A 15814-nucleotide genomic window follows, 5' to 3' on the forward strand; every position below is an offset into this window, starting at 1 on the left:
TTGCGCTTCCCTGCAATTCATTCGCCTTACACCCTCTCAACCTGCTCTTCAACTTCAGGCTCATTGAAATAGGATTCGAGTTGAAGCTTCACACTACTCCTGGCACGAAACAATAATGATTTCACTGAGCTTACACTCTGATCTAAAATTTCTGCGATTTCTTGATAGTCCATTTGATCATATTCACGTAGGATAAGTGCAGAGCGTTGTTTTTCGGGAAGATTATTTATCGCCTCACGGACCAAATTCATCCGTTCATTGCGCAATGCAGCCTGCTCAGGTGCAACTTCAAACGGTGCTACTGGTGTATATCCACTCTCTTCCAGAGATACATTACCGGCACGGTTCTTGCGAAGCTCACTTAGAACAGTGTTGCGGGCGATAGTGTACAGCCATGTTGAGAATGAAGCATCTACCTCTCGAAAGGAATGCAAGCTACGAAATGCCTTGTAGAAGGTCTCCGAACAAAGGTCCTCTGCGATAAGCTCCATATGTGAATTTCTAAGCATATGATATACAAATGCTAGTATTTTACGTTGATAACGACGCATTAATTCTGAATATAATTCCGTGTTTCCTTGTTTGATTTGCTGGATCAACTGGGAATCCGTCATGGTGAGATTGGCCCTCCTCGCCCTTGCACGTCTTTTCCCATCCGGTCCGTACTTATTATACCGGTTTGGGCTTTAAAAGTTGCGGTGTTACTGCAAATTTTTAGTTTTTTTATGAAATACACCTATGTATATTCAACTACCCGATAATTAAGGCATGATGTATATGAAGAAGACAAAAAGAAATAAGGCATACTTCTAATTTTACATAAATATAGAAACGAATCTAGAAACATACCTGCTCTATTGTACCACATATTCTCATAGGATGACATTAATAGACTTTAGATAGGTCGACTCGCCAGCAAGACCCGACATTGGATTTCTGACTTAGAATCCGGCTTTAAAAATAACACATTTATCAATTTTTAAAAACTGTTGACAAAATGTAAACGTATACATATAATAAAAGTACAGTATGGTTTCTCTCCACTCCTATCCAATACTTAACGGTTCCAATTTATTGTGAACTGTAGCCGCTTACTTTGTAAGCGGTCTTTTTTTGTCCTGAAAGCGCTCTACCATTTTTTTAGATGATCTATATTAGATTATTTTTACTATAGCGAGCGAATTAGCTTCCACAAATCCCCACAATCATCTATTACCCCGTCTACGTCCATTTGAAGAGATATCTGCTCATTACGTTTCCCAATGGCTTGCAGCCCTGCGTTACGGCTCGCTTGTACGTCATTCATTGGATGATCACCTACAAATATAGACTCCTCTGCGCTCACCCCATTGGGATCCCTCCTTTTGCAAAAATAAAGGATTAAACCGGGAAAGGTGATAAGCCTACGGGCAGGTTCGTTACATAGACGTCATTTGCATAGCTGCGTGTGTAATCCACCCTCTAATCCTAATCGTATGGAAAAGAGTCAGGATAAACAATATACTAGCTATAAAGTTATTTGTTGAGGTGAATTTGAAATGGATGAAATCGATGAATCAAAACAACTGGTACTACAAATCGGCGGTGCCTTGAAAAAGTACAGAAAAGAAAAAAACATGAGCTTAGACGACTTAGCGGAATTAACGGGCGTAAGTAAACTTACTCTGGGGAATATCGAACGTGGCGAGACAAATCCAACTTTGGCGATAATATGGAAAATTTCAAAAGGCATATCTTTGCCCCTATTAGCTTTGTTCAAATCTGAAGACCCTGTTAGTTTGTATCGAGCAGGCGAAGGTCTTCGGTTTTCTAATGATCAAAAGAATTGGATCATAGAACCCGTCTTTAAAAATGTAAGCAACGATATTGAAATGTGTCGGGCTTACTTACAGCCAAATAGTTCGTATCACCCTGAAGGTCATCATGTGAATACAACTGAAATTGCGACAGTAATGACTGGTTCCATTGAAATACGAGTCGATGGAGAAATGTACACATTGAATCAATATGATACGATCAGTTTTCGTGCAGATCGCCCTCACTCTTATACCAATCATACGAATAGCGAAACAGTGCTCCATATCTCCTTAAAATATGGTTTCTAAAAGTCGTAAATTTCACCTATTACATGCAACTCAGTATTCCATTCTAAATGGAAACTCTGAGTTGTATTTTTTTATCTAATATAAGCATTTCAAGTTATAGAACTATCTCAATAAAGTAAACTTTAAAATACTTATTGTTAAATTTAGTATATTATACTATACTTTCATTGTCCGCGCGGATATTAGTACGCATTAATTCTGGGAGGGAAAATGAAGAATGCCGAATAAAAAAATCGTACCATCATCTTTAGGGCTGCTACTACTCGGCATCATTATTATTGCCGCAAATTTACGTGCTCCCTTAACCTCGGTCGGTCCATTAGTGGGTCTCATTAGGGGTGACGTTCATATTTCCAATACTTTAGCAGGCTTGATCACAACGGTACCTTTACTTACCTTTGCTTTATTATCGCCTCTAGTACCAAAATTAGGACGTAGGTATGGAGTAGAACTTTTAATTTTGTTTGCTCTGATCTTTTTGACTGTTGGTATTGTAATACGTTCTTTATCTGGGGCTGCAAATCTGTATATTGGAACTGCAATTCTTGGATTTGCAATTGCCGTTTGTAATGTATTAATGCCAAGTTTAATCAAACGTGATTTCCCTAATAAAATCGGTGCCATGACTGGTGTATTTGCAATTTCAATGAGTTTATCTGGAGCGATCGCCTCGGGAATCAGTGTACCGCTAGCTGCAAACGCAGGTTTAAAATGGCAGGGTGCATTGGGAATTTGGGGGATCCTAAGCTTTGTATCGATCCTCTGCTGGTTGCCTCAATTAAGGAAGCATACGAAGCAAACAGCCTCGACGAGTCAACAGATGGCCGACAATGATGTGAATGTTTGGCGTTCCCCTCTTGCCTGGCAAGTAACCTTGTTTATGGGGATGCAGTCCATGATTTTCTATGTGCTAATCGCATGGTTGCCTGAAATTTTAAAACAGCAAGGCATTGACTCAAGCCAATCCGGATGGTACCTCTCAATAATGCAGTTAGCGCTGCTTCCATTTACCTTTATTGTCCCCGTTATTGCAGGGCGAATGTCAAATCAACGTTCGTTAGTGTTCATCACAACCATTTTACTTTTGACGGGAACGCTCGGACTGCTTTACGGAAGCTCCAATATCATTCTGTTGTGGATCATCATACTCGGAATTGGTGGAGGCTGCGCCTTTAGCTTGTCCATGATGTTTTTCGGTTTACGTACTAAAAATGCGCATCAAGCAGCGGAACTGTCTGGTATGGCGCAATCGATCGGATATCTGCTTGCCGCAATTGGTCCTGCCCTTATAGGATATTTGCATGACACGACAAATAGTTGGAACGTGCCACTTTTCATACTGCTTGGAGCTTCGGTCTTACTCTTTATTGTCGGTCTAGGAGCAGCAAGAAATCGTTTTGTAGGTAGTCGAAATAGTTACGACGAAATAAACTCAAGTACCAGAGAATTTCATGGAAGAAATACTGATCAGAATGAAGAAAGCGAGTTTGGGAACAGTTGCAACAAACCAAACCTAAATTAGAGTCCGCGGGTATAAATCCGGAAGCATTTTGCGGCACTCCTTTCTTTTCTTCGTTGATCCAATAAACATTTAGCTTGTACGAAGTCGCTATCGGACACAGTTGACCTTAAATGCAGCATTAATCCGCATTTGGGATGCTAACGGACCGCATAACAGCTATTGGCACGAAAAACACCCAATATAAGCCTCTTTATGTGAAATAGCGTCTGTGGAGTCCGAAAGACTGCTTCAAAGGCAAAAAACGAGCAAATAACGTCATTAGGGTCCGTAAGCACTAGGTGGTACTTATGGTGGTACTTATGGTGGTACTTATGGTGGTACTTATGGTGGTACTTATGGTGGTACTTATGGTGGTACTTATGGTGGTACCGATGCCGATGACGATACTAACGAAGGCACGTTGAAGTAAGCAACCAATAACCCAAAAAACAAAAAAATAGCGATTCTCTATTCACATGAGAATCGCTATTTTACTGTTTTTTATGATTTGAAAATGAACCCGAGCGAACCTTAATACTACACGTATACCGTATAATCATGATGCTGCAACAGGATCTTCGCCCGCTCCATATCGTTCTCCTGACGGAAAGAGAGACGCATAATCCCCGGAACATCTTCACGGCTTTCGATAATTTGTACGTTGCTAAGGTTAATTCCTTGATCCCCCAGCTCTGTAGCAATACGACCGATAATCCCCGGATGATCCGGTACATCAATATGTAGGTCAAATAAAGGTGCTATCATACCTTTACGCCGTTCAGGCAACTGACTACGGAAGCCATTGGCTTCATGAAATGCCTCTTCAATCCCTACACCATCTTCACTTTCCAGCAAACGAACAAAAGAAGAAACTTCCTCGTTCCAATCCTTCAACAAACGAAGCATCACTGAACGATTGTTTAACAAGATATCACGCCAAATAATTGGATCACTGGACGCAATCCGTGTAATATCCCGAAAGCCCCCTGCAGCTAACGTACTATACAAGGAGTCAGTATCATCATAAGCTTTAATCTGATTTACCAGCGCAACGGCAATAATATGTGGCAAATGACTAATGGCGCCTACAATCTCATCATGACGTTCTGGATTAAGGCGTACAATCTGCGCTCTAGTAAGGTGGAGTAAGGACTCCAACGCATGATAAGCCTCGTCTGGCACTCCCGGTGGAGGTGTTAATACGTAATAGGCATTCTCAAACAACAGCGATGAAGCTGCCTCAACACCTGAACGCTCTGATCCAGCCATAGGGTGACCGCCGATAAAATGTACTCCAGGAATATCCAAAGAGACCGCGCATGCGGCAATACTAGCTTTCGTACTTCCAACATCTGTAATGATGCAGCCGGGCTTGAGCGGCAATTTGCTTAACTGCTGCAAATAATCCTCTAGCATACCCACCGGCACACATAAAAAAATGAAATCGGCATCGATTGCCGCTTCCTCCACAGACAATGTGGCACTATCGACCACACCTCTGCTAATATACTTACTCGCGGATTCAGGACGGTGGGCATGGCCAACGACGGTCAGGCCCTCCTTGCCTTTAAAGCAAAGGGCCAGTGAGCCTCCGATTAGACCGACACCGAATATTGCTATTTTTGTCGTCATGTTCTTTGAACTACCTGCCTTCTTTAGTCTTGACTTGCTGTTATTACTAGGCGCGTACTCCACTCTCTATAAGAGTTTGTTCCAGCGCGGTGATAAAAGCCGTGTTCTGCTCAGCCGAGCCCACAGTAACCCGAATATAAGTCGGATAAACCTGATGACCCGCTCTTACGATGATTCCTTTACGCATCAAAGCATCAAAGACCTCTGTAGCAGGCTTTCGAACATCTACCATGATGAAGTTCCCGTGTGCCGGGAAGGATTCTAGGCCCAGACGTTTGAATTCACCTTGCAATTGGACAATACCCGCGCTATTAAGACGACGACATTCCTGTACGTAATCTTGATCATTCAAAGCAGCAAGAGCTGCAGCTTGAGCAAGCCGTGAGGTATTAAAAGGCTCACGTACCTTGTTGATCAACGAAATGATCTCAGGACTCGCAACACCGTATCCAATACGCAATGCAGCTAAGCCATAAATTTTGGAGAATGTGCGGAGCACAACCAGATTCTTGTAACGAGTCAGTAACTGGATGCCATTGGAGTATGAAAGATCTGTTACATACTCACAATATGCCTCATCAAGGACAACCATTACATTGGAAGGCACAGCATCCAGGAAAGAAACCAAAGCTTCCTCTGGAACAATCGTACCTGTTGGGTTATTCGGATTACAGATCCAGATAACCTTAGTGCGGTCCGTTATACGGGCCAGCATCCCATCCAGATCATGTGTACCTTTTACAAGTGGCACCTCAATAGATACCGCACTTTCGATGTCTGCGTTACTCTTATACACGGAGAAGGTTTGGTCCGCCATGATTGTCTCATCACCCGGTAAGAAAAAGGCACGAGCAATAAGTGCAATAATCTCATCTGAGCCACAGCCAAAAATAATATTGTCGTTATTCACGCCAAGACGGCTGGAAAGTGCTGAAGTCAATTCAACGGCTGAGCCGTCCGGATAAAGATAAAGATTCTCAAGTTCTGCTAGAATTGCTTCTTTTGCACTCGGTGAAGCTCCATACGGGTTTTCATTGGATGCAAGCTTAATAACCTCACTTAAGCCAAGCTCCTTCTTGACTTCGTCTATAGGTTTCCCTGGTTTGTAGACAGGGAGATTAACTATATTCGGTTTTGGATTCATACAATAGTCCTCGCTCTCCATAGTTGATTACTCCACTATACACAGGTCAGAATGACACTGTTATGGTCTTTTTAATTGTGCCACAAATTCTCGAATTTGCAACAGTCCCTCATTCCGCGTAGCAGGATGATCGAGCAACGGAATTACCTCTTCTATTTTGCGGACAATGGCACTCCCTACTACAACACCATCGCAAATCTGAGCAAAACGGGCAACCTGTTCGCCAGTAGAGATCCCAAATCCTACAGCCACTGGCAGATCCGTAGCTTGACGAACGGAATCAATAAAGGCTTCTACATCCGCATGGAAAGAGGATCTTTCTCCAGTCACCCCTAATGAAGATACACAATAGATAAACCCGCTCGCACCGGATACAATCTTTGCAATACGTTCGCTTGAGGTTGGTGCAACTAAAGGAATGAGGTTGACTCCAACTTCATCACTACGGCGCCGCATCTCCGCTGATTCCTCAACGGGAAGATCCGGGATAATAAGTCCGCTAATTTCATGCTTGTTCAGATCAGCAAAAAACGTATCTAGACCCATTTGCAGAATAGGATTGTAATAAGAAAACAAGATAAATGGCAAACCGCTGCCGGCTTCACGAGCCTTTAACGCGGTCTCCATGCAAGTGCGCAGGTGAACTTCACCCCGCAGTGCCCGGGCAGATGCTCGCTGAATTACAGGGCCGTCTGCAAGCGGATCAGAGTATGGTACTCCTAGCTCCAGAATATCTGCCCCCGCTGTCTCCAGTTCAGTGATGATGGCAAGAGTAGTCTCCAAATCCGGATCTCCAACAGTCAGAAAAGGAATCAATGCGGTCCGGTTCTCAGCCTTAAGCTTCCGGAATACCAAATCCATCCGGTTTGTAGTTTGGGTTGTCATTCAGTTCCCTTCCCTTCTGTATACGCCATAATGGATTCTACGTCTTTGTCTCCCCGGCCTGACAGGCAGATGACAACAATATCATCCTTAGTAAGGGTTGGACCCATTTTTACAACATGTGCTATCGCATGCGCCGATTCTAACGCTGGAATAATGCCTTCCGTTACGCATAGCAGCTTCAGTGCATCTAGCGCCTCTGCATCTGTAATCGGGACATATTTTGCGCGTTCGATATCTTTTAGATAGGAGTGTTCAGGACCCACACCAGGATAATCCAGGCCTGCGGAGATGGAATGTGCTTCTGTTACTTGTCCATGCTCATCCTGCAGGAGATAACTCATCGATCCCTGAAATACGCCATGAGTTCCTTTACTCATTGTTGCCGCATGAAAAGGGGTATCAATGCCTTTACCAGCCGCCTCTACACCAATCATACCGACATTTTCATCCTCAACAAATGGATAGAACATACCGATGGCATTACTGCCACCGCCTACAGCAGCTACGAGCACATCCGGCAGCCTTCCTTCAGCCTCCAGAATCTGGCGCCGTGTTTCATCCCCAATAACCCGCTGAAAGTTACGAACCATCATCGGATAAGGATGCGGTCCTACAGCTGAACCCAATATATAGAAGGTATCATCTACATTGCTAACCCAGTAGCGAAGCGCTTCGTTGCCGGCATCTTTTAAAGTACGCGATCCGGAAGTAACGGGAATCACTTCTGCACCAAGCAGCTTCATCCGGAATACGTTAAGGGCCTGGCGACGTGTATCCTCTTCCCCCATAAACACCTTACATTCCATACCTAGCAAAGCTGCAACTGTAGCTGTGGCTACACCATGTTGACCCGCACCCGTCTCAGCGATTACCTTCGTTTTTCCCATCATTTTGGCCAAAATCCCTTGACCAATCGCATTGTTAATCTTATGGGCACCTGTATGATTCAAATCTTCACGCTTCAGATATATTTTAGCTTCTCCCAGATGTTTGCTCAGCCGTTCCGCATAATACAGCGGGGTCTCCCGTCCGGAATACTGCTTTAATAGATAATCTATTTCTTCCTGAAAAGCTGGATCTGCCGAAAACTTACGGTAGGCCTCCTCCAACTCAATCAATGCATTCATCAAAGTCTCGGGCACGAAGCGGCCTCCGAATGAACCGAAACGTCCATGCTGGTCCGGTACTTGTATCATGATTGCTTCACCCTTTCCACAAAAGCTGTCATTTTTTGAATATCCTTAATGCCGTCAGTCTCTACTCCACTCGACACGTCTACCCCATACGGGGCATAGGTATCAAGCAATTCACCAACATTATCTGTATGAAGCCCTCCAGCCACAAACAAGGGCAAGTCATGTTGTACTGCAATTTCTTGGTAAGTAGGTAATTCATTCCAAGCGAACGTTCGGCCGGAGCCGCCACTCTGCAATGGATCATAAGTATCTAATAAAACCGCATCTACTGCAGCTGCGTAATCTTCCAAGCTATATTCATTTTCAGCTTTATCCCGCTCTTGATCCGCAACGGACAGTGCCTTCCATACCTGAACCTGTGGATAAGCTCGGCGAACCTGCTGGCAAAAAGCTGGACTCTCCTGTCCATGAAGCTGAATTACATCTAAATGCACCACAGACAGCAATTCGTTCAACTCATCCAGCTCCGGATTAACAAAAACCCCGGCAGCCTTAGGAATTTCACCAGTCTTCCAATTTGGAAGCTCTGCAATCAGTTCGGCAGCACGCTCTATGGATACCTTCCGGCGGCTAGGTGCAAAAACAAATCCGATATAATCTAGTGGTAAGTGTAACATAGATTTTAGCACTTCAACGTCCTGAAGTCCACAGATTTTTACTAATGTCTCAGCCATGCCGGACACGGTCCTTTCCATTAGGAAGCTCACCGAGCAAACCGTTAACCGCATCCTCTACGTTAGCTTGACGCATTAGATACTCCCCAACGAGCACTCCGTGAGCACCAGTAGTTCTTAAGTAGCCGATGTCTTTTGACCCGGAAATTCCACTTTCGCTGATCACTGGAACACCTTGCGGCACAAGAGCTGCCAGCTCGGCTGTTGTCTCCAAAGAGGTCTCAAAGGTACGTAGATTACGGTTATTAATTCCTAGCAGGACGTTAGGTTGGGTTATCTTTTCTGTGCTCAGTACAACCGCCAGTTCATTTCGGTCATGCACCTCAATCAAGATATCCAATCCAAGCCCTGAAGCTATATCTATAAAATGAGATAGTTGTGCCGGTGTCAAAATAGCGACGATTAACAACACGGCATCCGCTCCGAGAAGACGTGCTTCGTAGATCTGCTTCTCATCGATAATAAAATCTTTGCGAAGCAGCGGCAGATTTACAGCTTCTTTCACTTGCTGCAGATAAGCTGCGCTGCCCTGGAAATATTCTGTGTCCGTCAGAACAGATAAGCAATCTGCACCTCCAGCTTCATACCCTTTTGCAATGGAAACAGGATCAAAATCCTCACGGATCAACCCTTTGGAAGGAGAAGCCTTCTTCACCTCAGCGATCAAGCCCATATCTCTGTTCTTCCCTTGGGTCAGAGCCTTACGAAAGCCTCTTGTTGCCGGAAGAAGCGCAATATCACGCTCTGCTTGTGCCAGCGAAAAGTTTTTACTGAGCAGTTCAACCTCTTTAATCTTAGTCGCGACAATTTTATCAAGATACATAATTAAGTTCCTCCGTCATAGCTACAAGCTGATTAAGCTTGGATAGTGCCTTGCCTGAATCCACTACATCTTTTGCTCTCTCTACGCCTCCGGCCATGGTATCTGCCAGACCAGCAACATATATACAGGCTCCGGCGTTAGCAAGAACGATATCGCGATAAGGATTCATCTGCCCTTGAAGGACCGAGGTAATAATCGCCGCATTTTCAGCTGCATCTCCACCCAGCACAGCTTCCAATGGATGTCTGTTAAGACCTAATGCCTCTGGCGTTACCTCATACGTGGTTACGATGCCCTCTTTTAGCTCAGACACTAATGTAGGGGCCGAGATGCTGATTTCATCCAGACCATCCAAGCTGCTAACAACCATCGCACGCTTGGACCCCAGCTCCTTCAGTACATTAGCCACCGTCTCTGTCTTATTCCGATCATAAATCCCCAGCAGCTGACGGTCAGCACCAGCGGGATTCGTAAGCGGACCAAGCATATTAAAAATCGTCCGCACTCCAAGCTCTTTACGCGGTGCTGCCGCATGCCGCATCGAAGGATGATAGATTTGTGCGAATAAAAAACAAATGCCGATTCGATCCAAGCATTCCCGGGCCTGATCCGCATTCAGATGAATGTTGACGCCCAAAGCTTCAAGTACATCTGCACTTCCTGCTCTACCGGAAGCTGAGCGGTTGCCATGTTTGGCAACTCGTACCGAAGCCGCTGATGAAATAATCGCTGAGGCGGTAGAAATATTAAACTTATGGATGCCGGAACCGCCCGTACCACATGTATCTAGCAGACGCGCTTTTTCAGTAAGGACAGGTGTGCCGAAACCTCTCATGGCTTCCGCAAACCCCGTAATCTCCTCCACGGTCTCTCCCTTAATCCGTAAAGCGGTTAGCAGTGATCCGATTTGCGCCTGTGAAGCCTCTCCCAGCATGATTGCACCCATTATATCCCGTGCTTCTACACGTGTCAGACTTTTGCCTTCGATTAGTCCAGCAATTCCTGATTGTATCAATTTTGTTGCATCCATAATGTTCATCCTCCCAGCCTTAATGTAATCTTTTTTATTAATCAAACCACCTGTTCAGGGGTATATGCGTACATGTAATCTTGATTGATGACTTGTTTCTCTTTTATCTCGGGTGGGAACATAGCCTCTGCCATACGAATAGCTTTTAGCATACCCTTCGCTTTATTCACCGTCTCTTCATACTCTTTCTCCGGAACCGAGTCCCAAACGATACCCGCTCCAGCCTGCACATATGCTCTGCCCTTACGGAAGATGATTGTACGGATGGTGATACATGAATCCATATTTCCCGAGAATCCCAAATATCCAATCGCCCCCGCATAAGCACCACGGGCTTCTCGCTCCAATTCAGCAATAATCTCCATTGCCCGTAGCTTAGGTGCTCCTGAGACAGTACCGGCTGGCAGACAGGAGAGAAAGGCATCAAAGAAATCTTTATCCTCGCTAAGCGTGCCTGACACATTCGATACCATATGCATGACATGAGAGTATCTTTCAATTTCCATAAAGGAATCACATTTTACAGAACCGAATTTGGACACTCTTCCTAAATCATTACGACCTAGATCAACTAGCATCAAATGCTCTGCACGTTCTTTTTCATCCTCCAGCAGCTCCGCGGCGTAAGCACGATCCGAAGCTTCACTTTCACCTCTTGGTCTTGTTCCGGCAATCGGCCGTGTCTCCACGCGATTTCCATCTACCTTTACGAGCGCTTCCGGTGAGGTTCCAACAATAATCTCTTCATCCATTTTCAAATAATACATATATGGAGATGGGTTAAGCGTCCTGAGCATCCGGTATACATGCAGTGGAGAAACTTCCGTTTCAATATGCAGGCGCTGCGACAACACCACTTGAAAAATATCGCCAGCCCGAATGTATTCCTTCGCTTGTTCTACGTTGTTGATATATTGTTCTTTAGTCAGGTTGGAATGAATCTCACCCAGCTCAATATCCTGCGGAATGCTGCGGCGGTTCACATTTTCCTTAGGCCCTTCCTTCTGCAGCTCTTCGGCCATATCCTCAAGCTTACGACTTAAGCTTTCGTAATTGGATTTGATATCTGAGTCCGTATCACCGTCTTTAACATGCAGGTTGCCAACTAGGAGAATTTGTTGTTTCACATGATCAAAAACAATGATGCGATCACAGAACATAAACCGGATATCATCCATTTGGAGATCATCTACTGGATGCTCAGGCAGCTTCTCATAATATTGCAGCAGATCATATCCAAAAAATCCGATCGCTCCTCCAGTAAATGGCGGCATCTCATCCAGCTTAGGGCTACGGTATGAACGAAGCAGCGCCTTAAGCTCCTCAATCGGCTTTCCATGCAGCTGTTTTTTCTTACCGTCGATCTCTACGTTAATCGCACCCTTTTTTCCCGATATCATTAAAAAGGGATCGCTGCCGATGAACGAATACCGGGCCCATTGTTTGCCACCCTCTACACTTTCTAGTAAGAACGCGCGGTCACGTTCAGCAAAACGTTGGAATAACCGGATAGGTGTTTCCATATCAGCCAGCAGCCGCTTCACAACAGGAATCAGATTATAATCCTGCGACAGCATTACCACCTCTTGAACACTCGGATTCGTCATTTTTAGATGCCCCCTTAGTTATATAAATCTTTCCGAAACACAGAAAAACCCTCTACCAAAGTAGAGGGTTTGTGTAAGTAAGTATATGTTTTTGAGCAATGATCAGCATCGTTATGTTGTGCCTACAGACTTATCTCTAAATAAGATACATCACGGATGTGAAATAACACTCCAGTACATATCAAAATAAAGACTCTGCGTACACAAAAACTGCTAATCAGGCATAAACGTCTTCAGCATCCTTATAAGGACGGTAAGCGTATATGCGTGAAATATAAGAATGTATAGAACAAAGCTTATACTTTCTTATATTCGCAAAAATTTCTTGCACTCTGCTCAACTATACTCATCTCAACTCAACTAAACTCTTCTATACTCGGCTAATTACACTATACATGATGACAAGGGTCATTGACAACCCACAACTCAAATTTAAGACTTACTCTGCGACAAATCCGGACGAAGCTTCTGAGCTTCATTCAGATACACATGGCGGATCTCACGCTGTGATTTATCCGTATTAAACTGCACCATTAACCGGATACACATCGGCAGGCTGCCTTTGACCGGGATCTCGGTTGAACACATAAGCGGCACCATTTCCCAGCCCTCAATCTCACGAATGGCTCTTGCCGGAAAAGTAGCATCCAGATCATTGGTCATCGTAATCCATACATTGCTAATATCCTCAGCTATAACATTATTGCGTTCAACGATCTCCCGCAGCAGCACAACGGTTTCACGCAAAATCTCTGTTTCTTCGTTATTAATCACGGTAGTTGCTCCGCGAATCCCTCGATTCACCACGGTTTCCCCTCCTTTTTAAGCTCTGCCAGAACCTCTCGCACAAGCGATTCCTGTACATCGTTTACAATACTAACAGCTCCTATGGCATCAGGCACAATAAAAGTCATTCTGCCTTCTTTGAATTTCTTATCATGCATCATTGCTTCCATTAGCTCCTCTTCATCATATTCAGAAGGAAGCTGTATTGGCAGTGAAAGCGCAGATAACATAGATACTGTATCTTCATAGATGGATCGGTCACGTCCAAGCTTTACAGCCAGCAGCGCCGAACCCGCCATACCAATCGCAATCGCTTCACCGTGCAAAAACACACCGTATCCGCCAACCGCTTCAATAGCATGGCCGATCGTATGGCCTAAATTCAGGATCGCCCGAAGTCCATGCTCACGTTCATCGTTCGCCACGACATGAGCTTTAATCGCACAACCGCGCTCAAGGGCATAGCCGAGAGCTTCAGCATTCAAAGCAAGCAGCTCATCAGCATGTTCACGGCACCAATATGCAAATTCTTTGTCCATAATCAGACCATGCTTCACTACTTCAGCTAAGCCAGAAGAGACTTGGCGCGGCGGAAGCGTGCGAAGGGTATTCAAATCGTAAAGCACCAGCGAAGGTTGATAGAACGCACCAACCATATTTTTGGCTAGTGGATGATTGACAGCCACTTTGCCGCCTACGCTGCTGTCATGGGCTAGAATCGTCGTTGGAATTTGTAGAAATCCTATTCCGCGCATGTAGGTAGCTGCTACAAAACCAGCTAAATCACCAACAACTCCGCCACCTAAAGCCAACACCGCTGAGTTGCGATCCAGTCCCGCTTGAATCGCGGTCGTCATAACCTCTTCATACACGGTTAATGATTTGGATGCTTCCCCTGCCGGCATAATATGGCTTACTACGGTATAACCTTGCTGACGTAGAGCTTCTTCAAGCGCCGGTAAATACCGTGGAGCTACTTCACTATCACTCACAACCAGTAGCGGGCTACGAGTGGACAGTCCAGCCTCAGCACAGTACTGGGCAATGTTCTGCAGCAGACCACTACCGATGTGGATTGGATAAGAACGATCTCCCAAATCTACATTGATTGTACGCATGATTAATAACTCTCCAATTGTGCAAGATAGTTTTCATAATTCGCTTTAATTTCTTCGAGAGAATCCCCCCCGAATTTATCAAGAAATGCTTTGGCAACTTCCCATGCCACTACGCTTTCCAGAACCACACATGCCGCTGGAACCGCACATGCATCCGAACGTTCTACTTGAGCTGTAAAAGGTTCTTTCGTATCGATATCTACACTTTGAAGTGGCTTATACAAGGTAGGAATAGGCTTCATAACACCACGAACCACTACCGGCATGCCATTCGTCATCCCGCCTTCAAAACCGCCTAAACGATTGCTTGCGCGATAGTATCCTTTAGAAGCTTCATACATAATTTCATCATGGACTTGCGATCCACGCAATTTTCCCGCTTCAAATCCAATGCCGATTTCAACGCCTTTGAAGGCATTAATCGACATCACTGCCCCAGCGATCGCCCCGTCCAGCTTCCGGTCTGACTGTACATAGCTGCCAAGTCCAATGGGCAGTCCTTCGACGATACATTCAACGATTCCACCGATGGAGTCGCCCTCTTCCTTGATCTGATCTATGTAAGCCTCCATTTTCTGTTCCGTTTCTTTGTCGACAACTCTGACAGAAGACTGTTCTGTCCGTTCAATCAGCTCATCGATAGGCAGATCATTTGCAGGTGCCTCAATTTCACCAATGCGAATGACTTGACCTGCTACTTTCACACCAAAAGCTGCCAGCAGCTGTCTGGCTACAGCGCCACATGCAACTCTGGCTGCGGTTTCGCGGGCACTGGAGCGCTCCAGAACGTTGCGAAGATCCGTATGATTGTACTTCAATCCACCATTCAAATCTGCATGTCCAGGGCGCGGCCGATTTACCCGGCGTTTTTCTTCATCACTGCCTGGAATAGGTTCAATATTCATAATGTTCTTCCAGTGAGTCCAATCCTTGTTCTCTACTACCAAGGCTACCGGAGCACCCGTAGTATAGCCGTGACGTACTCCACCTACAATTTGTGCCGTATCTTTTTCAATCTGCATGCGGCGTCCACGTCCGTATCCCTTTTGTCGACGATGCAATTGAAAGTTAAGCTCTTCAAAATCCAAAGTTAAATTACTTGGCAATCCCTCAATAATAGCCGTTAGCTGGGGGCCGTGCGTTTCCCCCGCTGTTAAATAGCGTAAACTCATGATGTCTTCCCCCTTTTATACTTTTAAACTGTAAACCGCTAAAATCCTATGATCTTTGCTCATTATAGTATAGGGAATCCGCTTTGACAAGAAAGGGATCCCCCTAGAAACACTGTATGTATACCGAAATAAAAAGCGCCA

At 44.9% G+C, this 15814-nt stretch carries 15 protein-coding genes; 2 read left to right on the forward strand and 13 right to left on the reverse strand.

The window, feature by feature from the left end:
* Positions 1-26: 26 nt before the first annotated feature.
* Positions 27-614 carry a sigma-70 family RNA polymerase sigma factor gene (locus MHH50_RS20770; protein WP_036676255.1) on the reverse strand — a complete coding sequence of 196 codons (588 nt, stop codon included), beginning with the start codon at positions 612-614 and terminating at the stop codon, positions 27-29.
* Between the two features lie 554 nt (positions 615-1168).
* Positions 1169-1345 (reverse strand): hypothetical protein, encoded by a 177-nt coding sequence (locus tag MHH50_RS20775; protein WP_175618937.1) that lies wholly within the window; start codon positions 1343-1345, stop codon positions 1169-1171.
* 193 nt (positions 1346-1538) lie between these two features.
* Here MHH50_RS20775 and MHH50_RS20780 point away from each other — a divergent pair, with 193 nt between their 5' ends.
* Positions 1539-2105: an XRE family transcriptional regulator gene (locus tag MHH50_RS20780; protein WP_038572428.1), complete on the forward strand. Its 567-nt coding sequence runs from the start codon at positions 1539-1541 to the stop codon at positions 2103-2105.
* A 217-nt stretch (positions 2106-2322) separates the two neighbouring features.
* On the forward strand, positions 2323-3627 hold the full coding sequence (locus MHH50_RS20785) for an MFS transporter (RefSeq protein WP_340033343.1): 1305 nt from the start codon (positions 2323-2325) through the stop codon (positions 3625-3627).
* A gap of 516 nt (positions 3628-4143) precedes the next feature.
* Here the strand turns inward: MHH50_RS20785 and MHH50_RS20790 are convergent.
* The 11 genes from MHH50_RS20790 to aroC form a co-directional block, all read right to left on the reverse strand.
* Positions 4144-5238, reverse strand: coding sequence for a prephenate dehydrogenase (locus MHH50_RS20790; protein WP_036676253.1), 1095 nt, complete (start codon positions 5236-5238; stop codon positions 4144-4146).
* Positions 5239-5284: 46 nt separating this feature from the next.
* Positions 5285-6382 (reverse strand): histidinol-phosphate transaminase, encoded by a 1098-nt coding sequence (gene hisC, locus MHH50_RS20795; protein WP_076127634.1) that lies wholly within the window; start codon positions 6380-6382, stop codon positions 5285-5287.
* Between the two features lie 60 nt (positions 6383-6442).
* Positions 6443-7267: a tryptophan synthase subunit alpha gene (trpA, locus tag MHH50_RS20800; RefSeq protein ID WP_340033344.1), complete on the reverse strand. Its 825-nt coding sequence runs from the start codon at positions 7265-7267 to the stop codon at positions 6443-6445.
* Positions 7264-8463, reverse strand: coding sequence for a tryptophan synthase subunit beta (trpB, locus tag MHH50_RS20805; protein WP_076127515.1), 1200 nt, complete (start codon positions 8461-8463; stop codon positions 7264-7266). Before trpB ends, trpA begins: the two co-directional genes overlap by 4 nt.
* Entirely contained in the window at positions 8460-9137 is a 678-nt protein-coding gene (locus MHH50_RS20810; protein ID WP_340034629.1) for a phosphoribosylanthranilate isomerase, read from the reverse strand. The genes trpB and MHH50_RS20810 overlap by 4 nt, the downstream gene beginning before the upstream one ends.
* Positions 9130-9960 (reverse strand): indole-3-glycerol phosphate synthase TrpC, encoded by an 831-nt coding sequence (gene trpC, locus MHH50_RS20815; RefSeq protein WP_036676246.1) that lies wholly within the window; start codon positions 9958-9960, stop codon positions 9130-9132. Before trpC ends, MHH50_RS20810 begins: the two co-directional genes overlap by 8 nt.
* A complete protein-coding gene (gene trpD / locus MHH50_RS20820; RefSeq protein ID WP_175617300.1) occupies positions 9950-10990 on the reverse strand; it encodes an anthranilate phosphoribosyltransferase in 1041 nt (346 codons plus the stop codon). Before trpD ends, trpC begins: the two co-directional genes overlap by 11 nt.
* Before the next feature lie 41 nt (positions 10991-11031).
* Positions 11032-12597, reverse strand: coding sequence for an anthranilate synthase component I (gene trpE, locus MHH50_RS20825; protein WP_076302760.1), 1566 nt, complete (start codon positions 12595-12597; stop codon positions 11032-11034).
* Between the two features lie 432 nt (positions 12598-13029).
* Positions 13030-13404, reverse strand: a complete 375-nt coding sequence (gene aroH / locus MHH50_RS20830) for a chorismate mutase (RefSeq protein ID WP_076127508.1) — start codon at positions 13402-13404, stop codon at positions 13030-13032.
* Positions 13398-14501, reverse strand: coding sequence for a 3-dehydroquinate synthase (gene aroB / locus MHH50_RS20835; protein ID WP_076306192.1), 1104 nt, complete (start codon positions 14499-14501; stop codon positions 13398-13400). Before aroB ends, aroH begins: the two co-directional genes overlap by 7 nt.
* A 2-nt stretch (positions 14502-14503) precedes the next feature.
* Positions 14504-15673 carry a chorismate synthase gene (aroC, locus tag MHH50_RS20840; RefSeq protein WP_076134686.1) on the reverse strand — a complete coding sequence of 390 codons (1170 nt, stop codon included), beginning with the start codon at positions 15671-15673 and terminating at the stop codon, positions 14504-14506.
* Positions 15674-15814: the final 141 nt, after the last annotated feature.

This window comes from Paenibacillus sp. FSL H3-0302 (genome assembly GCF_037982245.1).
Lineage (GTDB): Bacteria > Bacillota > Bacilli > Paenibacillales > Paenibacillaceae > Paenibacillus_AQ > Paenibacillus_AQ odorifer.